Genomic DNA, 24363 nt, shown 5'->3' on the forward strand with positions numbered 1-24363 from the left:
GGACACCGAGGACACCGAGGACTCCGAGGACTCCACCCATGTACAACCTCTTCTTCCGCCTGGTCTTGACGCGCATGGACCCCGAGCGGGCCCACCACATGGCCTTCCGCTGGATCCGGCTCGCCGCCCGCGTCCCCGTCCTGCGGACGTTCGCCGCCGCCGCGCTCGCCCCGCGCCACAAGGAGCTGCGCACCGAGGCCTTCGGCCTGCGCATGCACGGCCCCTTCGGGCTCGCCGCCGGGTTCGACAAGAACGCCGTCGCCATCGACGGCATGGCCATGCTCGGCTTCGACCACATCGAGATCGGCACGGTCACGGGCGAGCCGCAGCCCGGCAACCCCAAGAAGCGCCTCTTCCGCCTCGTGCCGGACCGCGCGCTGATCAACCGCATGGGCTTCAACAACGAGGGCTCCGCAGCCGTGGCGGCCCGTCTCGCGGCCCGCACGCCCGTCTTCAGGACCGTCGTCGGCGTCAACATCGGCAAGACCAAGGTCGTGCCCGAGGCCGAGGCCGCCGCCGACTACGTGAAGTCCACCGAGCGCCTGGCCCGCCACGCCGACTACCTGGTCGTGAACGTCTCCTCGCCGAACACGCCCGGCCTGCGCAACCTCCAGGCCACCGAGTCCCTGCGCCCGCTGCTCGCCGCCGTCCGCGAGGCCGCCGACCGCAGCGTCGAGGGCCGCCGCGTCCCGCTCCTCGTGAAGATCGCGCCCGACCTCGCCGACGAGGACATCGACGCCGTCGCCGACCTCGCCGTCGAGCTCGGCCTGGACGGCATCATCGCCACGAACACCACCATCGCGCGCGAGAGCCTCGGCCTCGCCTCCGACCCGGAGCTGTACGCCGAGACCGGCGGCCTGTCCGGCGCGCCCCTCAAGGAGCGCTCCCTGGAGGTCCTGCGCCGCCTCTACGCGCGCGTGGGCGACCGGATCACCCTCGTGGGCGTCGGCGGCGTCGAGAACGCCGAGGACGCCTGGCAGCGCATCCTCGCGGGCGCCACGCTGGTGCAGGGCTACAGCGCGTTCATCTACGAGGGCCCGTTCTGGGCGCGCGGGATCCACAAGGGCCTCGCCGCCCGCCTCGCCACATCGCCGTACGCCACGCTCGCCGAAGCGGTCGGCGCCGACACCCGAAAGGCCTCCGCAGCATGAGCCCCCAGGAACCCTTCGGCGCGCGGCTGCGCCACGCCATGGACACCCGCGGCCCCCTCTGCGTCGGCATCGACCCGCACGCCTCGCTGCTCGCCGCCTGGGGCCTGAACGACGACATCCAGGGCCTGGAGTCCTTCACCCGCACCGTCGTCGAGGCCCTGGCCGACCAGGTCGCCGTCTTCAAGCCGCAGTCGGCCTTCTTCGAGCGCTTCGGCTCGCGGGGCGTCGCCGTCCTGGAGCGGGCGGTCGCCGACCTGCGCGCCGCGGGCGGCCTGGTCGTCATGGACGCCAAGCGCGGCGACATCGGCTCGACCATGGCCGCGTACGCCGAGACCTATCTCCACAAGGGCGCCCCGCTCTTCTCGGACGCCCTGACCGTCTCGCCCTACCTGGGCTACGGCTCCCTGAAGCCCGCCGTGGACCTGGCGCGGGAGAGCGGCGCCGGCCTCTTCGTGCTCGCCCTCACCTCCAACCCGGAGGGCGCCGAGGTGCAGCGCGCGGTGCGCGAGGACGGCCGGAGCATCGGGGCCACGATGCTGGGGCACCTCACGGCCGAGAACGCCGGCGCGGCGCCCATGGGGTCGTACGGGGCCGTCGTCGGCGCCACCCTCGGGGATCTGTCGACGTTCGAGCTCGACATCAACGGGCCGCTCCTCGCGCCGGGCATCGGGGCGCAGGGCGCGACCCCGGCCGACCTTCCCCGGGTCTTCGGCGCGGCCGTGCGCAACGTCGTGCCGAACGTCAGCCGGGGCGTCCTGAAGGCGGGGCCCGACGCGGGCGCGCTGCGGTTCGCGGCGGCGCGGTTCGCGGACGAGGTGCGGGCCGCGGTGGACGCCGCCTAGGACGCGCTTCTGCAGCCGCCACTTCTGCCGCCGGTTCGTCCGCCACTTCTTTCGCCGAGAGCGCGCACGTCGGGGGGACAGAAAGGCTTTTCCGGGTGCGGATTCGCGTTTCCGCGAGACGCCGAGGAGGGCGTGCGCGCGCAGAACTGACGCGTTGCTTACGCGACACCCGGCCAAAACAGGGGTGAAATGCCTGAAATGTCGGGCTCAGCAGAGGCTGACCAGGACTTTTCGTCTGTTCTCGCTGACTCCGGCGGCCATGGCCGCTAGTCTCCGACGAGTGGGGGCCACCCCCCACACCCTTGAGGTAGTGGGGGGACGACGGGCAAGCGCGTTGCACGTTGCTCCCCTGGTGTGGGGCGACTAGGTTCCTCACCGGTCCGTATCCGACAGTTCGACATCCGAGGTGACGTAGGCGTGGCTCTTCCGCCCCTTACCCCTGAACAGCGCGCAGCCGCGCTCGAAAAGGCCGCCGCGGCTCGCCGGGAGCGGGCCGAGGTCAAGAATCGACTCAAGCACTCCGGCGCCTCCCTTCACGAGGTCATCAAGCAGGGCCAGGAGAACGACGTCATCGGCAAGATGAAGGTCTCCGCCCTCCTGGAGTCCCTGCCGGGCGTGGGCAAGGTCCGCGCCAAGCAGATCATGGAGCGCCTCGGCATTTCCGAGAGCCGCCGCGTGCGCGGACTCGGCTCCAACCAGATCGCGTCTCTCGAGCGCGAGTTCGGCGGCAGCGGGGCCTGACGGTCCCGGCCTTCCCGGGGCTCCTGGTCTCAGGCAGTCCCAAGAGGCTGGATAATCGCTGCATGGCTGCTTCACCCCGGGGGACGACCCCCGTACCCCCGGACGTACGTCCGCGGCTGACCGTGCTCTCCGGCCCCTCCGGGGTCGGCAAGAGCACGGTCGTCGCCCATATGCGCAAGGAACACCCCGAGGTCTGGCTCTCGGTGTCGGCGACGACCCGCAAGCCGCGCCCCGGAGAGCGTCACGGCGTGCAGTACTTCTTCGTCTCCGACGACGAGATGGACAAGCTGATCGCCAACGGCGAGCTCCTGGAGTGGGCGGAATTCGCGGGAAACCGCTACGGCACGCCCCGCAACGCGGTTCTGGAGCACCTGGAGGCGGGCGTTCCCGTCCTGCTCGAGATCGATCTGCAGGGTGCCCGCCTGGTGCGCGAGTCGATGCCCGACGGCCAGCTGGTCTTCCTGGCCCCGCCGAGCTGGGAGGAGCTGGTGCGCCGACTCACCGGCCGGGGCACAGAGCCGCCCGAGGTCATCGAGCGCAGGCTGGAGGCCGCACGCGTCGAGCTGGCCGCCGAGGCCGAGTTCGACACCACCCTGGTCAACACCTCGGTCGAGGATGTGGCTCGCGAGCTGCTAGCCTTGATGAAAGTTGTTTGATCTTCACCACCTTTGATCTTGACCCCCTTCGGAAGGCAGAGAGTGTCCTCTTCCATCACCGCGCCCGAGGGCATCATCAACCCGCCGATTGATGAGCTGCTCGAGGCCACCGACTCGAAGTACAGCCTCGTGATCTACGCCGCCAAGCGCGCCCGTCAGATCAACGCGTACTACTCGCAGCTCGGCGAGGGCCTCCTGGAGTACGTCGGCCCGCTGGTGGACACCCACGTCCACGAGAAGCCGCTCTCGATCGCGCTCCGCGAGATCAACGCGGGTCTGCTGACGTCCGAGGCCGTCGAGGCCCCCGCGCAGTAAGCACCCAGTCCTTCACCACGGGCCCGGCAGAGCACCTGCCGGGCCCGTGGTGTGTCATGGAGTCGTACGTTTCCGAGTGTGGGGAGGCACGGTGGACAAGGTGGACAAGGTGGACAAGCCGAAGGTCGTTCTGGGGGTCAGTGGGGGCATCGCCGCCTACAAGGCGTGCGAGCTGCTGCGTCGGCTCACCGAGTCCGGACACGACGTGCGCGTCGTCCCCACCGAGTCCGCGCTGCACTTCGTCGGCGCCGCGACCTGGTCGGCGCTCTCGGGCCACCCGGTCTCCACGGAGGTCTGGTCGGACGTCCACGAGGTGCCGCACGTGCGGATCGGGCAGCACGCCGACCTCGTGATCGTCGCGCCCGCCACGGCCGACATGCTCGCCAAGGCCGCCCACGGCCTGGCCGACGACCTGCTCACGAACACGCTCCTCACCGCCCGCTGTCCGGTCGTCTTCGCCCCGGCCATGCACACGGAGATGTGGGAGCACCCCGCCACCCAGGAGAACGTGGCCACCCTGCGCCGCCGCGGCGCCCTCGTCGTCGAGCCCGCCGTCGGCCGCCTCACCGGCGTCGACACCGGCAAGGGCCGCTTCCCGGAGCCCGCCGAGCTCTTCGAGGTGGTACGCCGCGTCCTCGCCCGCGGCGGCAAGCCCGAGCAGGACCTCGCCGGACGGCACGTCGTCGTCAGCGCCGGCGGCACCCGCGAGCCCCTGGACCCGGTGCGCTTCCTCGGCAACCGCTCCTCCGGCAAGCAGGGCTACGCGCTCGCCCGCAGCGCCGCGGCCCGCGGCGCCCGCGTCACCCTCCTCGCGGCGAACACCGCGCTGCCGGACCCGGCGGGCGTCGACATCGTGCCCGTCGGCACCGCCGTACAGCTGCGCGAGGCCGTCCTGAAGGCCGCAGCCGACGCGGACGCGGTGGTGATGGCCGCCGCCGTGGCCGACTTCCGCCCCGAGACGTACGCCGCCGGAAAGATCAAGAAGAAGGACGGCGAGGCCCCGCCCTCGATCACCCTTGTCCGCAATCCGGACATCCTGGCCGAGATCGCGGGGGAGCGGCCCCGCCCCGGTCAGGTCGTCGTCGGGTTCGCCGCCGAGACGGACGACGTCCTCGCCAACGGACGCGCCAAGCTCGCCCGCAAGGGCTGCGACCTTCTCGTAGTGAATGAAGTCGGCGAGCGCAAGACATTCGGCTCTGAGCAGAATGAGGCGATCGTGCTCGGGGCCGACGGCAGTGAGACTCCTGTGCCGTACGGGCCCAAGGAAGACCTGGCGGACACGATCTGGGACCTGGTGGTTCAGCGACTGGCGTGAATCGGTGCACGTCCACGCCGAAAACTGGGGCGAACATCACTTTCGCCCCAGTGGAGGGCTCAAACCCCGCGAATTCGGGCGGCAGGCCCTCTGGTGGAGACCGATCGTCGTATCGCACAATGCAGTGCCGCAGGTCACAGGGCTCCATGTGGCGAGACAGGTGACCGCGCGGGGGAGTGCGACCGATAAACTGGTCGAGGACGACGCCGAGCGCAGCTCTCGGCACGTCCGCCAATGATCAGCCAGCAGCCGCTGCAACCACAGGGAGCGATGTGTCCCGCCGTCTCTTCACCTCGGAGTCCGTGACCGAGGGTCACCCCGACAAGATCGCCGACCAGATCAGCGACACCATCCTCGACGCGCTTCTGCGCGAGGACCCGACCTCCAGGGTCGCCGTCGAAACGCTCATCACCACGGGCCTCGTGCACGTCGCCGGTGAGGTCACGACTAAGGCGTACGCGCCGATCGCGCAGCTGGTGCGCGACAAGATCCTCGAGATCGGCTACGACTCCTCGAAGAAGGGCTTCGACGGCGCCTCCTGCGGCGTCTCGGTGTCCATCGGAGCCCAGTCGCCCGACATCGCGCAGGGCGTCGACACGGCGTACGAGAAGCGCGTCGAGGGCGACGAGGACGAGCTCGACAAGCAGGGCGCGGGCGACCAGGGCCTGATGTTCGGCTACGCCTGCGACGAGACCCCCGAGCTCATGCCGCTGCCGATCCACCTCGCGCACCGCCTCTCGCGGCGCCTGTCCGAGGTCCGCAAGAACGGCACCATCCCCTACCTGCGTCCCGACGGAAAGACCCAGGTCACCATCGAGTACGACGGCGACAAGGCCGTCCGCCTCGACACCGTCGTGGTCTCCTCCCAGCACGCGAGCGACATCGACCTGGACTCCCTCCTCGCGCCCGACATCCGCGAATTCGTGGTCGAGCCCGAGCTGAAGGCGCTCCTGGACGACGGCATCAAGCTGGAGACCGAGGGCTACCGCCTCCTGGTCAACCCGACCGGCCGCTTCGAGATCGGCGGCCCGATGGGCGACGCCGGCCTGACCGGCCGCAAGATCATCATCGACACGTACGGCGGCATGGCCCGCCACGGCGGCGGCGCCTTCTCCGGCAAGGACCCGTCCAAGGTCGACCGCTCCGCCGCGTACGCCATGCGCTGGGTCGCCAAGAACGTCGTCGCGGCCGGCCTCGCCGCCCGCTGCGAGGTCCAGGTGGCCTACGCGATCGGCAAGGCCGAGCCGGTGGGCCTGTTCGTCGAGACCTTCGGCACCGCCAAGGTCGACACGGACAAGATCGAGGCCGCCATCGGCGACGTCTTCGACCTCCGCCCGGCCGCGATCATCCGCGACCTGGACCTGCTGCGCCCCATCTACTCCCAGACCGCCGCGTACGGCCACTTCGGCCGCGCCGTCCCCGACTTCACGTGGGAGCGGACGGACCGGGTGGAGGCGCTGCGGAAGGCTGTGGGGCTGTAGGCACGGCTGACGCTCTTCCGGTCACTGAGGCCCGGCGCTCCCTTCGGGGAGGCCGGGCCTCGGTGCGTGCCGGGGCGTCGCGGACTGCCCGTGGCCCCCGCCCCGGTCGGCGCTGTCACTGCCGTCTGGTAGGAATTTGGCTGTGAGCAGCGAGAACGGACAGTCGGACGGCGGCGAGGGCGCCGCGCCCGAGCAGCTCGCGCTCATTCGGGAGAGTGTGCGCAAGGCCAAGGTGCCCAAGGCGAAGCCGCGTACGTGGCGGGGGGCCGCGTTGGCCGGGGAGTTGCCGGTGGCGCGGGTGGTGGTCGACAAGGGGGTGCTGCATCTCGACCGGTACTTCGACTACGCGGTGCCACAGGAGTTGGACGAGGCCGCGCAGCCCGGGGTGCGGGTGCGGGTGCGGTTCGGCGCCGGGGCGCGGAACGTGCGGCACGGGCGGCGCGAGGGCGGCGGGCTCATCGACGGGTTCGTCGTCGAGCGGTGCGCCGAGTCGGACTACAGCGGGCCGCTGGCGGCGCTCGCGCAGGTCGTGTCGCCGGAGCCCGTCCTCGACCAGGAGCTGCTCGGCCTCGCCCGCGCCGTCGCCGACCGGTACGCGGGCAGCCTGGCCGACGTGTTGCAGTTGGCCGTCCCGCCGCGGCACGCCCGCGCTGAGTCCCGGCCCTCGCCGCCCGCCGCTCCGCCGCCGCCCGCGCCCGAACCGGGGTCGTGGGCGCGGTACGGACGCGGCGCGGAGTTCGTGGCGGCGCTCGCCTCCGGGGGCGCGCCCCGGGCCGTGTGGACGGCGCTGCCCGGGCCGCAGTGGGCCGACGAGATCGCCCGGGCCGTGCAGGCGACGCTCGCCTCGGGGCGCGGCGCCCTCGTCGTCGTACCGGCCGGGCGGCCCGCCGCACGCGTCGACGCGGCCCTGCGGGAGCGGTTGGGGGAGGGGCGGCACGCCGTGCTCACCGCCGACGCGGGGCAGGAGCGGCGGTATCGGGAGTGGCTGGCCGTGCGGCGCGGCTCGGTGCGGGCCGTCGTCGGGACGCGGGCGGCGATGTTCGCCCCGGTGCGCGACCTCGGGCTCGTTGTCATATGGGACGACGGCGACGCCAGCCACAGCGACGACAACGCCCCCTTCCCGCATGTGCGGGAGGTGCTCGAGCTGCGTGCCGCTCGGGACAAGTGCGGGTTCCTGTTGGGAAGTTGGGGCTGCACGGTCGAGGCCGCGCAGTTGGTCGAGAGCGGGTGGGCGCTGCCGCTGGTCGCCGGGCGCGAGCAGGTGCGGGGCGCCGCCCCGCTGGTGCGGACCGTCGGGGACGGCGACCTCGCCCGCGACGAGGCCGCGCGGGCCGCGCGGCTGCCCACACTGGCCTGGCAGGTCGCCCGCGAAGGCCTGAAGCACGGGCCCGTGCTTGTGCAGGTGCCCCGGCGCGGATATGTTCCGCGCCTCGCCTGCGAGCGGTGCCGGGAGCCCGCGCGCTGCCGTCACTGCGCCGGGCCGCTGGAGGCCCGCGACAGCGGTGCTCTGTGCTGCGCCTGGTGCGGGCGGGACGAGGGTGCCTGGCACTGCTCCGAGTGCGGCGGGTTCCGGTTGCGGGCGCAGGTCGTGGGGGCGCGGCGGACCGCCGAGGAGTTGGGGCGGGCGTTCCCCGCGGTGCCGGTGCGGACGTCGGGGCGGGAGCAGGTCCTCGACACGGTGGGCGGCGCGCCCGCCCTGGTGGTGAGCACCCCGGGCGCGGAGCCCGTGGCCGAGGGCGGCTACGCGGCCGCCCTGCTGCTCGACGGCTGGGCCATGCTCGGCCGCCCCGACCTGCGTGCGGGCGAGGAGGCCCTGCGGCGCTGGATCGGCGCGGCCGCGCTGGTACGCGACCAGGGCGCGGGCGGCACGGTGGTGATCGTCGCCGAGCCGACGCTCCGGCCCGTGCAGGCGCTGGTGCGGTGGGACCCGGTGGGGCACGCGGTCCGGGAGTTGTCGGAGCGCGCCGAGTTGGGCTTTCCGCCGGTGTCGCGGATGGCGGCGGTGACCGGGGCCCCGGACGCGCTGTCCGAGTTCCTGCGCGGTGCTGAACTGCCACCGGACGCCGAGGTGTTGGGCCCGGTGCCGGTCGCCAACCCGGCGGCCGGTCGGCCCCGGAGGCCCGGCGACGCGCCGCCCGGCGAGCACTGGGAGCGCGCGCTCGTCCGGGTTCCGCCCGGCAGCGGCGCGGCGCTCGCCCGGGCCCTGAAGACGGCGCAGGCGGCGCGGATGGCGCGGGGGGCGGGGCAGCAGGAGGCGGTTCGGGTGCGGATTGATCCTGCGGACATCGGCTGATTCGGCGGGAGTCGGCTGCGCCGACGGGCGCCGGGCCGGGTGGTGGGCCGGGTGGTGGGTGGTCCGGAAGCACGGCTGCCCCCTGCCCGGTGTGGGCAGGGGGCAGGCGGGCGGCTGCCGTCCGGGTCAGCCGTTGCGCGGGCCGGGGAAGGCGCCGGGGCGCATGTCGTCGCGGAGGCCGGGGCTGCCCGCTGAGGGCTGGGTCGGCATGGTGCGGGCCGCGGGGACGGAGGGCAGGGGAGCGCCCACCGGGACCGTGCGGGGCGGGGCGGGGGCCGTCGTGGTGGTCGCGGCGGTGGTCGGCTCGGGCGTCCGCTCGGTTTCGGCGGTGGCCTGGGCCGTGGTGCGGCGTGCGCCGTAGCGGCGGTGCACGGCCTGCTTGGTGACGCCGAGCGCGGAGCCCACCGCGTCCCACGAGAAGCCGAGTGAGCGGTCGAAGTCGACGGCCGCGGTCACCAGTGTCTCGACGCTGTCCCGCAGTTCCTGGGCCAGGCGGACGGTCGGAGCGGGAGCGCGTCCGTACACGACGAAGCCCGCGGAGGGGCTGGAGCGGCGCGGGCGGTAGACGTTGCCGAGCTGGGCGGTGAGGGTGCGCAGTGCGTCCACCTGCCGGCGGACCCGCTCGATGTCCCGCACCAGCAGGTGCAGGCTGGCCCGTGCCTGGGCGTCGTGGGTTGCGTGGTCGGCCATGAACAAGCCTCTCGAACCGGCGTTGAGGGATCGGGATGAAAGGAGTTGAAGGAAGAAGGAAGTGGGGGAGGAGCGGAAGGGGAAGGGCGGAAGGAGCGGGGTGGAGAAGGACGAGGAGGGGAAGGGCGGGGACGGGCGCGGGGATCGCGTCGGGTGGGGACGGGCTGCGTACGGGAAGTGGGGCGTGCGGTGCGGTCCGTGTCTCGGTTCCGCTGCGGCGGTGGGGGGTTGGTGGTGCGGTGCAATGAGGAGCGGGCCGCGCGTGCGGCCCGTTGTGGTCAACTTTCTCTTGACCCAACGCGCTACGTCGTGAGGGGTCACGGTCCAGGGGCGTATGCGCATATGCGCAGGGCGCACAGCCATGCGTACGCCCCCGGGAAACCTCTGGGCAGGGCCCATAGACTGGTGCGTCGCCGACCACCCGAATCCGTCGCCGACCCCCAGAGAACCGAGGTACCACCCAGTGAAGCTGGTCTTCGCAGGCACCCCCGAGGTCGCCGTCCCCGCCCTGGACGCGCTGATCGCATCCGGCAGGCACGAGGTGGCCGCCGTCGTCACCCGCCCCGACGCGCCCGCGGGCCGCGGCCGCAGGCTGGTCGCGAGCCCCGTTGCCGAGCGTGCGGAGGAGGCCGGGATCGAGGTCCTGAAGCCCGCGAAGCCGCGTGACGAGGCGTTCCAGGCGCGGCTGCGGGAGATCGCGCCCGACTGCTGCCCGGTCGTCGCCTACGGCGCGCTGCTGCCGAAGTCCGCCCTGGACATCCCGGCGCACGGCTGGGTCAATCTGCACTTCTCGCTGCTGCCCGCCTGGCGGGGGGCCGCGCCGGTGCAGCACGCGATCATGGCCGGGGACGAGATCACCGGAGCCTCCACGTTCCTGATCGAGGAGGGCCTGGACTCCGGGCCGGTGTACGGCACGGTCACCGAGGAGATCCGGTCCACCGACACCAGCGGCGACCTCCTGACCCGGCTCGCCTTCGCGGGCTCCGGGCTGCTCGCCGCGACGATGGACGGCATCGAGGACGGCGCCCTGACGGCCGTGCCGCAGCCCGCCGACGGCGTCAGCCTCGCCCCGAAGATCACCGTCGAGGACGCGCACATCGACTGGTCGGCGCCCGCGCTGCGGGTCGACCGCGTGGTGCGCGGCTGCACGCCCGCGCCCGGCGCGTGGACCGTGTTCCGCGGTGAGCGCCTGAAGCTGATCCAGGCCACGCCCGTCCCCGACCGCACCGACCTCGCGCCCGGTGAGATCGCCGCGGGCAAGAAGACGCTGCACGTCGGCACGGGCTCGTACGCCGTGGAGCTGCTGTGGGTGCAGGCGCAGGGCAAGAAGCCGATGGCCGCGGCGGACTGGGCGCGCGGGGTGCGGATCGCCTCCGGGGAGCGGCTCGGCGCCTGACGCCGCCCGTGCGGGGTGCGTGCGGGACGCCGTCCGGGAGGGTGCGGGTGGGGGGTCGGGCGCGGGCGACGTACGCTGACATGGTTCGCCCCATCACCAGCAGCGGAGCACCTTTGAACGACCAGCCGAACCGGCGTCCCCGCACCCAGGGCAAGTCCTCAGGTCAGGGCAAGCCCGCCTCCCAGGGTCGGCCCGGGAACTCCGGCAAGCCCCACAAGCCGTACCGCCGCCCGCAGAAGGACCCGGTCCGCTTCCTCGCCTTCGAGGCGCTGCGGGCCGTCGACGAGCGGGACGCGTACGCGAACCTCGTGCTGCCGCCGCTGCTGCGCAAGGCCCGTGAGCAGGAGGGGCCGGAGAAGTTCGACGCGCGGGACGCGGCGCTCGCCACGGAGCTGGTGTACGGGACGCTGCGCCGTCAGGGGACGTACGACGCGATCGTCGCGGCCTGCATCGACCGGCCGCTGCGCGAGGTCGACCCGCCCGTCCTCGACGTCCTGAACCTGGGCGTCCACCAGCTGCTCGGCACCCGCATCCCCTCGCACGCCGCCGTGTCCGCGTCCGTGGAGCTGGCGCGGGTGGTGCTCGGCGACGGGCGGGCCAAGTTCGTGAACGCGGTGCTGCGGAAGGTGGCGCGGGACGACCTCGACGGCTGGCTGGAGAAGGTCGCGCCGCCCTACGACGAGGACCCCGAGGACCATCTCGCGGTCGTGCACTCGCATCCGCGGTGGGTCGTCTCCTCGCTCTGGGACTCCCTCGGGGGCGGCCGGGCCGGGATCGAGGACCTCCTGGAGGCCGACAACGAGCGGCCCGAGGTGACCCTCGTGGCCCGGCCGGGACGGTCCACGGCCGCCGAACTCCTCGACTCGCTCGACCCGGACTCGGCGCTTCCTGGCCGCTGGTCGCCGTACGCCGTGCGGCTCAGCGAGGGTGGCGAGCCCGGCTCGCTGGAGCTGGTGCGCGAGGGGCGCGCCGGGGTCCAGGACGAGGGAAGCCAGCTGGTCGCGCTCGCACTCGCGAACGCCCCCGTCGAGGGGTCGGACACGAAGTGGCTCGACGGCTGCGCGGGCCCGGGCGGCAAGGCCGCCATGCTCGCGGGCCTCGCCGCCGAGCGCGGGGCCGTGCTCCTCGCCGCCGAGAAGCAGCCGCACCGGGCCCGCCTCGTGGGCCAGGCCCTCGCCGGGAACCCCGGCCCCTACCAGGTCGTCGCCGCCGACGGCACCCGGCCGCCGTGGCGGCCCGGGAGCTTCGACCGGGTCCTGATGGACGTTCCCTGCACGGGACTTGGCGCGCTGCGGCGGCGGCCCGAGGCGCGCTGGCGGCGCCGCCCCGAGGACCTCGAAGGCTTTGCTCCGTTGCAACGCGCTCTGTTGCGCACGGCGTTGGAGTCGGTGCGGGTCGGCGGTGTCGTCGGGTACGCCACGTGCTCGCCGCACCTCGCCGAGACCCGCGCTGTCGTCGACGACGTGCTCAAGCAGTGGGGGGACGCGGAACTGGTGGACGCGCGGGACCTGATGCCCGGCGTGCCGGCGCTCGGGGACGGGCCCGACGTCCAGCTGTGGCCGCATCTGCACGGGACGGACGCGATGTATCTGGCGGTCATCCGGCGCACGGGGTGAGCGGCGGCGCGTCGCGGGTCAGGCCGGCCGGTCGGTTCGCGCCGCCGCCCCGATGCCCGCGACCAGCGCGTCCAGGCCGCCCTTGACGCGGTCCACGTCCCAGCCGCGTTCGGTGCGCTGGAAGTCGAACAGGCCCGGTGTGTACGCCATCAGGAGCAGGTCCGCCAGGTACGCGGCGTCCACGCCGGGGGCGAGTTCGGCGACCATGGCGACGATCTGCTCGTGGTGCCGCCGGAACGGTGTGCTGCGATAGCGCCCCGCCGGTGCGCTCGCCTCGGCGAGGAGCAGCAACTCCCGGTTGTCGTCGACGAGTTCGGCCATGCCGTGCAGGAAGGCGCGCAGTCGTTCGTGCGCCGACGGGGCCCCGTCCTCGCAGTGGCGCGCGAACGCCTCCTGGAAGCGGGTCTCGTTGTCCTCGATCAGCGCGTAGACGAGCCCCGCGCGGTTGTGGAAGCGCCGGTAGACCGTGCCCACCCCGACCCCCGCCTCCTTGGCCACCGCGTCCAGGGACAGCTCGGCGAAGCCGTCCGCCGCGAGCAGGCGCCGGGCGGCGTCGAGGATGCGGAGGCGGTTGCGGGCGGCGTCGGCGCGCTCGGTGGGGGCGCGTCCTGCGGGGGTGGTCATGCGGAGCAGCGTAGCGGTCGCAGCGGAGACTTCTCCGGTTGTCTCTTGAAAACCGGAGAAGGCTCCGCTTAGAGTTGCGTCACGCCAAGCGGAGAAGTCTCCGGTTGGTGGTCGGAACCTCAACGGGCCTCGCCCATAAGGAGATCCACGCCATGACTGCCGTCTCCGCCGCTCCCGCCGCCCGTGCCACCCTTCCCGCCCCTCCCGCCCCGGCCCCCGCCGGCTCCACCCCGTCCGCGCCCCTCCTCAACGGCCAGGTCATCGGCATCGCGTACCACGCGATCGCCGCCGTGCGGGATCGGCTCCTCGCCGGTTCGGGGCTGACCTTCCACCAGTCCGTGGCGCTCAAGGCCGTCGCCGACGGGCTCGACCGTGACGGTGCCGTCGGCCACCTGACCGCGAAGCTCAAGATCGGCGAGTCGGCGGGGCTTGTCCTTCTCGACGAACTCGCCGACGCCGGGCTGGTCGAGGGTGCCCGGCCGTCCCTCACCGACCGGGGCGAGAGCGCCGAGCGCGCCTTCGCGGACGCGGTGGCCGAGACGGCCGAGCGGCTCTACGGGGACCTGCCGGAGGCCGACCGCGAGATCGCGGCCCGGGCCCTCGCCCACGTCACGACCAGGGCGAACGCCGAGCTCGACGGCCTGTAGCCGACCGGTTCGCCGACGTGGGCGAAAAAACTTCGCCGGTGCTGTCGAGAATCCGTGACCGGCTCCGTCCCCGGGGTGAACGCGACCAGAACGGGTCGCACAGCACCGAGGAGAACACCATGGCGAAGTACCTGTTGCTCAAGCACTACCGCGGCGCCCCGGAGTCCGTGAACCACGTGCCGATGGAGAAGTGGACGCAGGAGGAGATCACCGCCCACATCCAGTACATGAACGACTTCGCCGCCCGCCTGGAGGAGACCGGCGAGTACGTCGACAGCCAGGCGCTCGCCCCCGGCGGCACGTTCGTCCGGTACGACGGCGAGGGCCGCCCGCCCGTCACCGACGGCCCGTTCGCCGAGACCAAGGACCTCATCGCCGGCTGGATGGTGATCGACGTCGACAGCTACGAGCGCGCCCTCGCCCTCGCCGGAGAGCTGTCGGCGGCCCCCGGCGCGGGCGGGCGGCCGATCCACGAGTGGCTGGAGCTGCGGCCGTTCCTGGGCGAGTCGCCCACCGTCACGGAGTGACCCTGCCCATGGACGAGGCCCTGCTCAGAAGCCTCACGCCGAGCGTCATCGGCATCCTCGTCCGCCGCGGAGCAGATTTCGCGGCGGCCGAGGACGCCGTGCAGGACGCCCTGGTCGAGGCGGTCCGCGCCTGGCAGGACGACGAGCCCCGGGACCCGAAGGGCTGGCTGGTCACCGTGGCCTGGCGCAAGTTCCTGGACGCGACCCGGTCCGACACCGCCCGCCGCCGCCGTGAGGACCGCCTCGACGAGGAGCCCCCGCCCGGACCCGCGACCGCGGTGGACGACACGCTCCAGCTCTACTTCCTGTGCGCCCATCCGTCGCTGACGCCGTCCTCCGCCGTCGCGCTCACCCTGCGCGCCGTCGGCGGCCTCACCACCCGCCAGATCGCCCGGGCCTACCTGGTGCCCGAGGCGACCATGGCGCTGGGGGTCCCCCCACGTCTTCAAGGCAGTGGGGGAGCATCAGCCGCGCCAAGCGCACGGTCTCCGGCGTGTGCCTCGACCGGAGCGGCGATGTCGCCACCGTGCTGCGCGTCCTCTACCTGGTCTTCAACGAGGGCTACTCCGGCGACATCGACCTCGCCGCCGAGGCCATCCGGCTCACCCGACAGCTCGCCGCCGCCATCGACCACCCCGAGGTCGCGGGGCTGCTCGCCCTCATGCTGCTCCACCACGCCCGGCGCGCCTCCCGGACCACCCCCGACGGGGGCCTGGTGCCGCTCGCCGAGCAGGACCGCTCCCGGTGGGACACCACGGCCGTCGCCGAGGGCATCGGGATCCTCCAGGCGGCCCTCGCCCGCGACCGCCTCGGCGAGTTCCAGGCCCAGGCCGCCGTCGCCGCCCTCCACGCCGACGCGCCCACCGCGGCGGAGACCGACTGGGTGCAGATCGTCGAGTGGTACGACGAACTCGCCCGCCTGACCGACAGCCCCGTCGTCCGGCTCAACCGCGCGGTGGCCGTCGGCGAGGCCGACGGGCCGCGCGCCGGGCTCACCGCGCTGAAGGAGGTCGACGAGACCGTCCCGCGCCACGCCGCGGTGGCCGCGTACCTCCACGAGCGCGACGGCGACCTGACGACGGCGGCACGGCTGTACGCCGAGGCGGCCCACCAGGCGTCCAACCTCGCCGAGCGGGACCACCTGACGCGGCAGGCCGCCCGGCTCAACACCGCCCGCGGGTGACGCCGCCGGACCGTGTGGCCGCACCCCGGCGTGGGGCCTCTCAGCGCCGGGCGTCCTCGCGCGCCAGCGCGTGCGGCCACCACACCTTCGGGCCCACGTCCAGGAACAGGGACGTGACCAGGACCGAGCGGACGATGAAGGTGTCCAGGAGGACGCCCAGCGCGACCGCGAAGCCGATCTCGACGAACGCCACCATCGGGATCGTGGCGAGGGCGGCGAAGGTGCCCGCGAGGACCAGACCCGCCGAGGTGATGACAGCCCCGGTCGCGGAGAGGCCGGTCAGCACGCCGGGACGGGTGCCCTGGCGGGCCGCCTCCTCGCGGATGCGGGTCGACAGGAAGATGTTGTAGTCGATGCCGAGCGCCACGAGGAAGACGAACACGAACAGCGGGAAGTCCGTGGACTCGCCGGGGAAGTCGAAGACGTGGCGGAAGACGAGCGCGCTGATGCCGAGGGCCGCCGAGAACGACAGGATCACCGTCGCGATCAGGAGCAGCGGGGCGACGACGGCACGCAGCAGGGCGCCGAGGATGAGCAGCACCACCAGCAGGACGAGCGGGATGACCAGCTTGTCGTCGCGGATGGTCGCCTTGTCCATGTCGAGCAGCGTCGCCGTGCCGCCGCCCACGTGCGCGTCCGCGTCCGGCACGGCGTGCACCGCGTCCCTGACCCGCTCCACGGTGTCCTTGGCCGCCTTCCCGTCGGCCGGATCGGTGAGGGTCGCCTCGACGAGGACCTTGCCGTCGTGCTCGGCCTTCGTGCCCGGGGGCACCGAGACGCTGCCCTGCTGCACCCCGCGGGTGCCCTGGACGGCGCGGCTGACCTCGTCGGCCTGCGCCTTGTCCGAGATGACGACCATGGGATCGCCGGAGCCCGCGGGGAAGTAGTCGGCCTTCACCTCCTGGCCGGTGACCGAGTCCGGCTTGTCGATGAAGGAGTCCTCGTTGCTGACCCCGGCCGCGCGGAGCTGGAGCAGGCCGAGGGCGAGCGCCGCGAGGGCCAGCGAGGTGACGATCCAGGTCTTGCGGGGACGGTCGGCGATTCGGCGCCCCATCCGCGCCCACACGCCCTGCTCGGCCGGGTCGGCGCTGCCCTCGTGCGGGACCAGCGGCCAGAACAGCCAGCGGCCGCAGATCACGAGCACCGCGGGGAACAGCGACAGCATGGCGAGCACCGCGACCGCGACACCGATCGCCGCGACGGGCCCCAGCCCGCGGGTGGAGTTCATCTCGGCGGCGAGCAGCACCAGCATGCTCAGGACGACGGTCGCGCCGGACGCGAGCACGGCAGGGCCCGCCCGGTGCAGGGCGAGCGCCATCGCCTCGTGCCGGTCCGCGTGGCGGCGCAGTTCCTCTCTGTATCTGGCGACGAGCAGCAGGGCGTAGTCCGTGCCCGCGCCGAAGACGAGGACGGTCAGGATGCCCGCGCTCTGGCCGTTGACGGTCAGGTCCGCGTGCTCGGCGAGCAGATAGATCAGCGCCTGCGCCGCGTACAGCGACACGAACGCCGAGAGCAGCGGGACGAACAGCAGGATCGGGCTGCGGTAGGTGATCAGCAGGGCCACCACGACGACCGCGCCCGCCGTGAGCAGCAGCGTCGAGTCGATCTCCGCGAAGGCCTCGGACAGGTCGGCGGAGACGCCGGCGGGCCCGGTGACGTAGACCTCCAGGCCGTCCTCGCCGTCGCCCACCTTGTCCTTGACGTCGTCGACGGCCTCCGGCAGGTCGTTCCAGAGGTCGTTGGCCATCGTCAGCGGTACGTACACCTGCGCCGCCTGCGCCTTGGCACCCGGCTTGTCGAAGGCGGGGCCACGGGTCTCGTCGCCGCGGATGAAGTGCGAGCGCAACTGCTTGACCTCGGCCACGCCGTCCGCGATCCGCGTCCGGTCCCGCTCGGTCAGCGGGCCGTCCTCGCGGGCGAAGAGGATCACCATCGGCATGGTCTCGGGCCGGAAGCCCTCGGAGGTGTCCAGGACCCGGGTGGACTCCGCGGACCGCGGCACCCAGGACGACGCCGTGTTGTCCTGCTTGTCGGCGAGTTTCGAGGCCAGCGGCGCGGCCAGCACCAGGACGATCAGCCAGAACACCAGGACCAGCCACTTGGCGCGTGGCCCGCAGACCAGCCAGGCCACTCCCCGGCGTTCCCGGCGCTCGTTGTCGGACCGCGTCCCAGACCGAGACATGGGCATGGTTGTCCCCCTGCTGTCCCACGCGCTGGCGGTGGACGGACAGCATGGCACGCGGTGCGCGGGCCGGGGAGGTCGCTTTCACTCCCGGCACGCGCCCCTCGGTGACCTTGGCGGGACCGGCGCGGGCAACCGCCGTCCGGCATGGCAGTCTTGGGGCATGGCCGTGCAGATCAACCCCAGCATCCTCTCCGCCGACTTCGCCCGCCTCGCCGAGGAGGCGCGTGCCGTCCACGGCGCAGATTGGCTCCATGTCGACGTCATGGACAACCACTTCGTACCGAACCTGACCCTCGGGGTGCCGGTCGTAGAGTCTTTGGCGCGGGCGACGGACACGCCCCTGGACTGCCATCTGATGATGACGGACCCCGATCGCTGGGCCCCGCAGTACGTCGAAGCGGGCGCGGGATCGGTCACCTTCCACGCCGAGGCGGCCGCGGCGCCGGTGCGGCTCGCCCGTGAGATCCGCGCGAAGGGCGCCCGCGCGTCCATGGCGCTGAAGCCCGCGACGCCCATCGAGCCGTACGAGGACCTGCTGCCGGAGCTGGACATGCTCCTGATCATGACCGTCGAGCCGGGCTTCGGCGGCCAGGCCTTCCTCGACATCATGCTGCCCAAGATCCGCCGCACCCGTGAGCTGATCGGCAAGCACGGACTCGACCTGTGGCTCCAGGTCGACGGCGGTGTGTCGGCCGCCACCATCGAGCGCTGCGCCGAGGCCGGCGCCGACGTCTTCGTCGCCGGGTCGGCCGTGTACGGGGCGGACGACCCCGAAGCAGCGGTACGTGCACTGCGCACCCAGGCGGAGGAGGCCACCGGGACCGCGGGGTGGGCGTGCGCCCACTGAGGCGCGGACCGGGCACGACGGGGGCGCCGCTTGGCCAACGGCTTGGCCACGGGAACGTGAACGCGGCCCATCAGGGCTGATCAAGTACGCCGGATCTGCAAGGATGAACAGCGAATCCAGGTGTACGTATGTGGTGAACAGCAGTGAGGAGAGCGCCGTGTCGGCCATGTCGGCGGGTCGGTCAGCCATGCGGATGGGACCCGCGGAGCTGGTGCAGGCGGCGGCCATGGCCCGCCGTTTCTATCTCGAGGGCAAGTCCAAGATCCAGATCGCCGAGGAGTTCGGCGTCAGCCGCTTCAAGGTGGCCCGGGTCCTGGAGACCGCTCTCGAACGTGATCTTGTACGGATCGAGATCCGCGTGCCCGCGGAGCTGGACGCCGAGCGCTCCGACGCGCTCCGCGCCCGCTACGGCCTGCGGCACGCCGTCGTCGTCGAGTCCCCGGCGGCGACCGAGGACATCGACGACTCCCCGGACCCGGAGAACCTCGGCGAGGTCGCGGCCGGACTCCTGGGCGAGCTGGTCAACGAGGGCGATGTGCTCGGCCTCGCCTGGGGCCGCTCGACCATCAACATGGCGGCGGCGCTCGACGCGCTGCCGCCCTGCACGGTCGTGCAGCTGACGGGTGTGTACGACGCCGGGACCGCCGAGCGCGGCTCGGTGGAGGCGGTCCGCAGGGCCGCACAGGTCTCGGGGGGCGACGCCCACCCGATCTACGCCCCGATGCTGCTTCCGGACGCGGCGACCGCCGCCGCGCTGCGCCACCAGACCGGGATCGCGCGGGCCTTCGAGTACTTCGACAAGGTCACCGTCGCGGCGGTGTCCATCGGCTCCTGGGAGCCCGGCATCTCCACGGTCCACGACATGCTCACCGACGAGGAGCGCGCGCACTACGCCTCGCTCGGCGTCGCCGCGGAGATGTCGGCGCACCTCTTCGACGCCGAGGGCCGCAGGGTCGGCCGCGACCTGGGTGAGCGCTGCATCACCGTCGAGGCGGACCGGCTGCGCCGCATCCCCGAGGTCGTCGCGATCGCCGGGGGCCAGCGCAAGGCCGCCGCGATCGACGCGGTGCTCCGCTCCGGGCTCGTCACGAGCCTCGTCACGGACACGGCGGCGGCGGACCAGCTCCTGGTCGCCGGTTCGGCCCCGCGGCCGGCCCTCGACCGGGCGGATCCGGACGGGGAGTAGCACGGGGCCCGCGCGGCGCACGTGGGGCGCGCGGGGCAAGGCGGCCGGGGGGCCGGGGGGACGGGGAACGGTCGGGGACCGGTGCGACAGCCGGGGGCCGACGCGGGGGTGGTGACCGACCGGCGCGTGGACGTCGGCGCGCGCCGGTGCGCGGAAGCTGTGGCAGCATCGGCCCCATGATCTTCCGGGCCTCCGGCCAGCTGCGGAGAGCGCTTCTCGGCGCGCTCCTGATCTGCCTCGCGGTGCTGCTCGCGGGCTGCGGCACGGAGGGGAACGACACCCCCGACCGGCAGAGCGCCGCCGACCGGCGCAGCAGCCCGAGCGCCGCGCGGACCCCCGCGTGGGCACGCGGCATGGAGACCGTCGAGGCCGCCCGGCTCCCCGCCGAGGCCCGGCGGACGCTGCGCCTCATCGACAGCGGCGGCCCCTTCCCCTACGAGAAGGACGGCACCGTCTTCGGCAACTTCGAGGGCGAGCTGCCCCGGCACGCACGCGGCTACTACCGCGAGTACACCGTCCCCACCCCCGGCGCCCGCAACCGCGGCGCCCGCCGCATCGTGACCGGCCGCGAGCACGAGACGTACTACACGGACGACCACTACGCCTCCTTCAGGGCGGTGCTGAGATGACGGCGGCGGTACGGGGATGGGGCGGCGCGGCGAGGGAAGGCGGAGGTCCACGGTGACGACGGCGGCGGGAGTGGTGGACGTGGTGGGTACGGCGGGCGTGACGCGGGAGGCGAAGGCGTGATGGCGGACGCGGACGGGGAGCGGCTCCACGAGGACGGGGAGCGGGTCCACGCGGACGGCGGGGGCGAGGCGCTCGGGCCCGTGCTCGACGCCGTGCGCGGCAGCGGCTGGGCCACGCTCGCGCTCGATCTGACCGGCGTGCTCGACAAGGACGCCTTCATGGACCGGTGCGCGGGGGCACTGGAGCTGCCGGACTGGTTCGGCCGCAACTGGGATGCGCTCGCGGACTGCCTCACCGACCTGTCCTGGACGACCGACGCGCCGGGGCGGCTGCTCGTCGTCTCCGGGTGGCGGGAGTACGCCGAGGCGGCGCCGGGCGACTGGGCGGTCGCGCAGGAGGTGTTCGCCGACGCGGTCACGTACTGGCAGGGGCGGGAGCGGGGCCTTGAGGTCGTGCTCGTCGTCGGGCCGCTGTCGGGCTGAAGGGGAGCGTGCCCGGCCTGGGCGGGGCGCACCCGGCCCGAGCGGAACCCGTCCGGCTTGGACGATCCGACCAGGGCGTTCGGGGGCGCCTGGGTGATCGTCCCAGGCAGCGCAATCCCCGCGGCATGGGACAATGAAGTACGTGCTTTTCCCCCGGCTGTCCTGTTCGGGGGCCACCTCTGATCGACTGGGATGAGCAGCACGTGCGTTTCCTCAATGACATCCAGCCCGCGTACGACCTGACGTACGACGACGTCTTCATGGTGCCGAGGCGTTCCGCCGTGGGCTCGCGCCAGGGCGTCGACCTCTCGTCGCCGGACGGCACGGGCACCACGATCCCGCTGGTCGTCGCCAACATGACCGCGATCGCGGGCCGCCGCATGGCCGAGACCGTCGCCCGCCGCGGCGGCCTCGTCGTCATTCCGCAGGACATCCCGATCGACGTCGTCACCGAGGTCATCTCCTGGGTGAAGACGCGTCACCACGTGCTCGACACCCCGATCGTCCTCGCCCCCACGCAGACCGTCGCCGACGCCCTCGCGCTGCTGCCCAAGCGGGCGCACGACGCGGGCGTCGTGGTGGACGCGGACCACAAGCCGGTCGGCGTGGTCACCGACGCCGACCTCAGCGGCGTCGACCGCTTCACGCAGCTGTCCGAGGTCATGTCCAAGGACCTGCTCCTGCTGGACGCGGACATCGACCCGCGCGACGCCTTCAACAAGCTGGACGGCGCCAACCGGCGCTACGCCCCGGCCGTGGACAAGGACGGCCGCCTCGCGGGCATCCTCACCCGCACCGGCGCCCTGCGCGCGACGCTGTACACCCCGGCCGTGGACGCGAACGGCAAGCTCCGCGTCGCCGCCGCCGTCGGCATCAACGGCGACGTGGCGGGCAAGGCCAAGCAGCTCCTCGACGCGGGCGTCGACACGCTCGTCGTGGACACCGCGCACGGCCACCAGGAGTCGATGATCGCCGCGGTCAAGGCCGTGCGCGCGCTCGACCCGCGGGTGCCGATCGTCGCGGGCAACATCGTCGCCGCCGAGGGCGTGCGCGACCTGATCGAGGCGGGCGCCGACATCATCAAGGTCGGCGTCGGCCCCGGCGCCATGTGCACCACGCGGATGATGACCGGCGTGGGCCGCCCGCAGTTCTCCGCGGTGCTCGAATGCGCCGCCGAGGCCGCGAAGTTCGGCAAGCACGTGTGGGCCGACGGCGGTGTCCGGCACCCGCGCGACGTCGCCATGGCGCTGGCCGCCGGCGCGTCGAACGTCATGATCGGCTCCTGGTTCGCGGGCACCTACGAGTCCCCGGGCGACCTCCAGCACGACGCGCAGGGACGTGCGTACAAGGAGTCCTTCGGCATGGCGTCGGCCCGCGCCGTGCGCAACCGCACCAGCGAGGAGTCGGCCTACGACCGCGCCCGCAAGGCGCTGTTCGAGGAGGGCATCTCCACCTCCCGCATGTTCCTCGACCCGGCACGGCCGGGCGTCGAGGACCTGATCGACTCGGTCATCGCGGGCGTCCGCTCCTCCTGCACCTACGCGGGCGCCGCGTCCCTCGCGGAGTTCGCCGAGAAGGCGACCGTCGGCATCCAGAGCGCCGCCGGGTACGCCGAGGGCAAGCCGCTGCACGCCAGTTGGAGTTAGTCCGACCCCAACGCCCGGACGGCCCCCGCGAGTTCATCGCGGGGGCCGTCCGCGTTTTCCGGCCTCCGGAGGCGCCTCCGCGGCCCTCCGGCCAAGCAGGGGCAAAACGGGCATGACGCAACGGACGAAACGGACGGCGCAACGAACGCACGCATCATCGCGTCGCACGCAACGATCTTGTGCCGATGCGCAACGTTGCTGCATTACGGTTGGGAACCAGCGCCTCGTAGAGTCGGGCGCTGTACGTGGCGTGGCGGGGACTGCCTGCTCGGTGGCTCCCGTTCTTCCTTGTGGGCTGCCGCGGCTTCCTGCCACCTCTACCGGCAGCGATGAAGGAGCCAGCGCGTGCTCGACCAGGGCGCACCCCCGAAGACCCGCCCACGCCCCCAGGGCGACGGCGGTTTCGGCAGCCGAATAACACGGCGCAAGCCGGTGGACCGCCTGGTCGCCGAGGGCGGCCAGGGCGAGGGCGGCACGCTCCGCCGGACCCTCGGCATGTGGCAGCTGACCATGATCAGCATCGGCGCCACCCTCGGCACCGGCATCTTCGTGGTGCTCGGCGAGAGCGTCCCGAAGGCGGGCCCCGCCGTCACGATCTCCTTCGTGATCGCCGGCCTCACCGCCCTCTTCTCGGCCCTCTCCTATGCCGAGCTGGCCGGCACCATCCCGGTCGCCGGATCCTCGTACTCGTACGCGTACGCAACCATGGGCGAACTCGTCGCCTGGGTGTGCGGCTGGTGCCTGGTCCTGGAGTACGGCGTGTCGGTCGCGGCCGTCGCCGTCGGCTGGGGCGAGTACCTGAACGAGCTGCTCGACGGCACCATCGGCGTCACCATCCCGGACGCGCTGTCCGCGGCCCCCGGTGAGGTCGACGGCGCGATCATCAACCTGCCCGGCCTGATCGTCGTGCTGCTCGCCATGGTGTTCCTGCTCGGCGGCGCCAAGGAGTCCGCGCGCGCCAACACGATCATGGTCATCGTGAAGATCGCCGCCCTCGTGCTCTTCTGCGCCGTCGGCTTCACCGGCTTCAAGTCCGGCAACTACTCCGACTTCATGCCGCTCGGCGTCGCCGGGGTCAGCGCGGCCGGAGCGAGCCTGTTCTTCTCCTACATCGGCTTCGACGCCGCCTCCACCGCCGGTGAGGAGGCCAAGAACCCGCAGCGCGACCTGCCCCGCGCGATCATGCTCTCGCTGATCATCGTCACCGCGCTCTACGTCCTGGTCGCCGCCGTCGCCGTCGGCGCCTGGAACTGGAAGGACTTCGAGGGCTCCGAGGCGTCGCTGACCGCGATCATGAACGACGTCACCGGTCAGAACGTCTGGGGCACGCTGCTCGCCGCCGGTGCCGTCATCTCCATCGCCAGCGTCGTCCTGACCGTCCTCTACGGCCAGACCCGCGTGCTGTTCGCGATGTCCCGCGACGGCCTCGTGCCCAAGACGTTCGCGAAGGTCAGCGGCAAGACCGGCACGCCCCGCGTGAACACCGTCCTGGTGTCCCTGTTCTGCGGCGCGCTCGCCTCCGTGATCCCGCTCGGCAAGCTCGTCGACGCCACCAGCATCGGCACGCTGTTCGCCTTCGGCCTGGTCAACGTCGCCGTGATCATCCTGCGCCGGACCCGTCCCGACATGCCGCGCACCTTCCGGGTGCCGCTCGGCTGGCTCTTCCCGGTCCTCGGCTTCGGCTTCTGCGCCTACAACATGTACAACCTCGACGCGGCGACCTGGAAGGTCTTCGGTGTCTGGATGGTCGTCGGGCTCGTGTTCTACTTCCTGTACGGGATGCGCCGCTCCCGCCTGGAGACCGAACCGCCCGCCGCGGAGGTCTCCGCAGTGAAGTGACACGCGTGAAG

Annotated in this window: 21 protein-coding genes and 1 pseudogene; 19 read left to right on the forward strand and 3 right to left on the reverse strand. The window is 72.8% G+C overall.

Annotated elements, in window-relative coordinates; genetic code table 11:
* Nucleotides 1-38: 38 nt before the first annotated feature.
* The 8 genes from AB6L24_RS12995 to AB6L24_RS13030 all read left to right on the forward strand — a co-directional run bounded on the left by AB6L24_RS12995 (nt 39) and on the right by AB6L24_RS13030 (nt 8794).
* On the forward strand, nt 39-1151 hold the full coding sequence (locus AB6L24_RS12995) for a quinone-dependent dihydroorotate dehydrogenase (protein ID WP_405655203.1): 1113 nt from the start codon (nt 39-41) through the stop codon (nt 1149-1151).
* On the forward strand, nt 1148-1993 hold the full coding sequence (pyrF, locus tag AB6L24_RS13000; RefSeq protein WP_405655205.1) for an orotidine-5'-phosphate decarboxylase: 846 nt from the start codon (nt 1148-1150) through the stop codon (nt 1991-1993). Before AB6L24_RS12995 ends, pyrF begins: the two co-directional genes overlap by 4 nt.
* 417 nt (nt 1994-2410) lie before the next feature.
* Complete coding sequence (locus AB6L24_RS13005; RefSeq protein ID WP_016638838.1) at nt 2411-2734, forward strand: integration host factor; 324 nt, start codon at nt 2411-2413, stop codon at nt 2732-2734.
* 62 nt (nt 2735-2796) lie between these two features.
* On the forward strand, nt 2797-3390 hold the full coding sequence (gene gmk, locus AB6L24_RS13010; protein ID WP_051810981.1) for a guanylate kinase: 594 nt from the start codon (nt 2797-2799) through the stop codon (nt 3388-3390).
* Between the two features lie 42 nt (nt 3391-3432).
* A complete protein-coding gene (gene rpoZ / locus AB6L24_RS13015) occupies nt 3433-3705 on the forward strand; it encodes a DNA-directed RNA polymerase subunit omega (RefSeq protein ID WP_030360466.1) in 273 nt (90 codons plus the stop codon).
* A gap of 109 nt (nt 3706-3814) precedes the next feature.
* On the forward strand, nt 3815-5020 hold the full coding sequence (coaBC, locus tag AB6L24_RS13020) for a bifunctional phosphopantothenoylcysteine decarboxylase/phosphopantothenate--cysteine ligase CoaBC (protein ID WP_405657145.1): 1206 nt from the start codon (nt 3815-3817) through the stop codon (nt 5018-5020).
* A gap of 272 nt (nt 5021-5292) precedes the next feature.
* A complete protein-coding gene (metK, locus tag AB6L24_RS13025) occupies nt 5293-6501 on the forward strand; it encodes a methionine adenosyltransferase (protein WP_030360464.1) in 1209 nt (402 codons plus the stop codon).
* Nucleotides 6502-6643: 142 nt separating this feature from the next.
* Nucleotides 6644-8794, forward strand: a complete 2151-nt coding sequence (locus AB6L24_RS13030; protein ID WP_405655207.1) for a primosomal protein N' — start codon at nt 6644-6646, stop codon at nt 8792-8794.
* 126 nt (nt 8795-8920) lie between these two features.
* Here AB6L24_RS13030 and AB6L24_RS13035 read toward each other — a convergent pair whose 3' ends face one another.
* Nucleotides 8921-9484 carry a hypothetical protein gene (locus AB6L24_RS13035; protein ID WP_380853056.1) on the reverse strand — a complete coding sequence of 188 codons (564 nt, stop codon included), beginning with the start codon at nt 9482-9484 and terminating at the stop codon, nt 8921-8923.
* Between the two features lie 463 nt (nt 9485-9947).
* Between AB6L24_RS13035 and fmt the strand changes: the two genes are divergently transcribed.
* Together fmt and AB6L24_RS13045 are read left to right on the forward strand one after the other, a co-directional pair.
* A complete protein-coding gene (gene fmt, locus AB6L24_RS13040) occupies nt 9948-10880 on the forward strand; it encodes a methionyl-tRNA formyltransferase (RefSeq protein WP_030360461.1) in 933 nt (310 codons plus the stop codon).
* Between the two features lie 113 nt (nt 10881-10993).
* A complete protein-coding gene (locus tag AB6L24_RS13045) occupies nt 10994-12496 on the forward strand; it encodes an RsmB/NOP family class I SAM-dependent RNA methyltransferase (protein WP_405655208.1) in 1503 nt (500 codons plus the stop codon).
* Nucleotides 12497-12514: 18 nt separating this feature from the next.
* Here AB6L24_RS13045 and AB6L24_RS13050 read toward each other — a convergent pair whose 3' ends face one another.
* The gene (locus tag AB6L24_RS13050) at nt 12515-13120 is read right to left on the reverse strand and encodes a TetR/AcrR family transcriptional regulator (RefSeq protein ID WP_405655211.1); all 606 of its coding nucleotides are present in this window, start codon (nt 13118-13120) and stop codon (nt 12515-12517) included.
* A 152-nt stretch (nt 13121-13272) separates the two neighbouring features.
* Between AB6L24_RS13050 and AB6L24_RS13055 the strand changes: the two genes are divergently transcribed.
* The 3 genes and pseudogenes from AB6L24_RS13055 to AB6L24_RS13065 all read left to right on the forward strand — a co-directional run bounded on the left by AB6L24_RS13055 (nt 13273) and on the right by AB6L24_RS13065 (nt 15477).
* Nucleotides 13273-13767, forward strand: a complete 495-nt coding sequence (locus AB6L24_RS13055) for a hypothetical protein (RefSeq protein ID WP_405655214.1) — start codon at nt 13273-13275, stop codon at nt 13765-13767.
* Between the two features lie 119 nt (nt 13768-13886).
* Entirely contained in the window at nt 13887-14294 is a 408-nt protein-coding gene (locus AB6L24_RS13060) for a YciI family protein (protein WP_030360457.1), read from the forward strand.
* Between the two features lie 8 nt (nt 14295-14302).
* Nucleotides 14303-15477, forward strand: a pseudogene (locus tag AB6L24_RS13065) (RNA polymerase sigma factor).
* A gap of 40 nt (nt 15478-15517) precedes the next feature.
* Here AB6L24_RS13065 and AB6L24_RS13070 read toward each other — a convergent pair.
* Nucleotides 15518-17659 (reverse strand): MMPL family transporter, encoded by a 2142-nt coding sequence (locus AB6L24_RS13070; RefSeq protein WP_405655215.1) that lies wholly within the window; start codon nt 17657-17659, stop codon nt 15518-15520.
* Between the two features lie 163 nt (nt 17660-17822).
* Here AB6L24_RS13070 and rpe point away from each other — a divergent pair, with 163 nt between their 5' ends.
* The 6 genes from rpe to AB6L24_RS13100 all read left to right on the forward strand — a co-directional run bounded on the left by rpe (nt 17823) and on the right by AB6L24_RS13100 (nt 24352).
* Nucleotides 17823-18509 carry a ribulose-phosphate 3-epimerase gene (gene rpe / locus AB6L24_RS13075; RefSeq protein ID WP_405655217.1) on the forward strand — a complete coding sequence of 229 codons (687 nt, stop codon included), beginning with the start codon at nt 17823-17825 and terminating at the stop codon, nt 18507-18509.
* A 133-nt stretch (nt 18510-18642) separates the two neighbouring features.
* Nucleotides 18643-19695 (forward strand): sugar-binding transcriptional regulator, encoded by a 1053-nt coding sequence (locus tag AB6L24_RS13080; protein WP_030360453.1) that lies wholly within the window; start codon nt 18643-18645, stop codon nt 19693-19695.
* Nucleotides 19696-19871: 176 nt separating this feature from the next.
* Nucleotides 19872-20324 (forward strand): ribonuclease domain-containing protein, encoded by a 453-nt coding sequence (locus AB6L24_RS13085; RefSeq protein ID WP_405655218.1) that lies wholly within the window; start codon nt 19872-19874, stop codon nt 20322-20324.
* A gap of 120 nt (nt 20325-20444) precedes the next feature.
* Nucleotides 20445-20867, forward strand: a complete 423-nt coding sequence (locus AB6L24_RS13090; RefSeq protein ID WP_405655220.1) for a barstar family protein — start codon at nt 20445-20447, stop codon at nt 20865-20867.
* A 203-nt stretch (nt 20868-21070) separates the two neighbouring features.
* On the forward strand, nt 21071-22513 hold the full coding sequence (locus AB6L24_RS13095) for a GuaB1 family IMP dehydrogenase-related protein (RefSeq protein WP_405655222.1): 1443 nt from the start codon (nt 21071-21073) through the stop codon (nt 22511-22513).
* Nucleotides 22514-22858: 345 nt separating this feature from the next.
* On the forward strand, nt 22859-24352 hold the full coding sequence (locus tag AB6L24_RS13100) for an amino acid permease (RefSeq protein ID WP_405655224.1): 1494 nt from the start codon (nt 22859-22861) through the stop codon (nt 24350-24352).
* Nucleotides 24353-24363 lie beyond the last annotated feature (11 nt).

Source organism: Streptomyces sp. RK9, assembly GCF_045070545.1.
In the GTDB taxonomy this organism is placed as follows: Bacteria; Actinomycetota; Actinomycetes; order Streptomycetales; family Streptomycetaceae; genus Streptomyces; species Streptomyces alboflavus.

Excerpts from the sequence above, each read along its gene's own strand:
- AB6L24_RS13060 (WP_030360457.1), top strand. The coding sequence starts at position 13,887 with ATGGCGAAGTACCTGTTGCTCAAGCACTACCGCGGCGCCCCGGAGTCC.
- pyrF (WP_405655205.1), top strand. The coding sequence starts at position 1,148 with ATGAGCCCCCAGGAACCCTTCGGCGCGCGGCTGCGCCACGCCATGGAC.
- gmk (WP_051810981.1), top strand. The coding sequence starts at position 2,797 with ATGGCTGCTTCACCCCGGGGGACGACCCCCGTACCCCCGGACGTACGT.
- AB6L24_RS13090 (WP_405655220.1), top strand. The coding sequence starts at position 20,445 with ATGGCGGACGCGGACGGGGAGCGGCTCCACGAGGACGGGGAGCGGGTC.
- rpe (WP_405655217.1), top strand. The coding sequence starts at position 17,823 with ATGGCCGTGCAGATCAACCCCAGCATCCTCTCCGCCGACTTCGCCCGC.
- AB6L24_RS13035 (WP_380853056.1), bottom strand. The coding sequence starts at position 9,484 with ATGGCCGACCACGCAACCCACGACGCCCAGGCACGGGCCAGCCTGCAC.
- AB6L24_RS13085 (WP_405655218.1), top strand. The coding sequence starts at position 19,872 with ATGATCTTCCGGGCCTCCGGCCAGCTGCGGAGAGCGCTTCTCGGCGCG.
- AB6L24_RS13070 (WP_405655215.1), bottom strand. The coding sequence starts at position 17,659 with ATGTCTCGGTCTGGGACGCGGTCCGACAACGAGCGCCGGGAACGCCGG.
- AB6L24_RS13050 (WP_405655211.1), bottom strand. The coding sequence starts at position 13,120 with ATGACCACCCCCGCAGGACGCGCCCCCACCGAGCGCGCCGACGCCGCC.
- AB6L24_RS12995 (WP_405655203.1), top strand. The coding sequence starts at position 39 with ATGTACAACCTCTTCTTCCGCCTGGTCTTGACGCGCATGGACCCCGAG.
- AB6L24_RS13055 (WP_405655214.1), top strand. The coding sequence starts at position 13,273 with ATGACTGCCGTCTCCGCCGCTCCCGCCGCCCGTGCCACCCTTCCCGCC.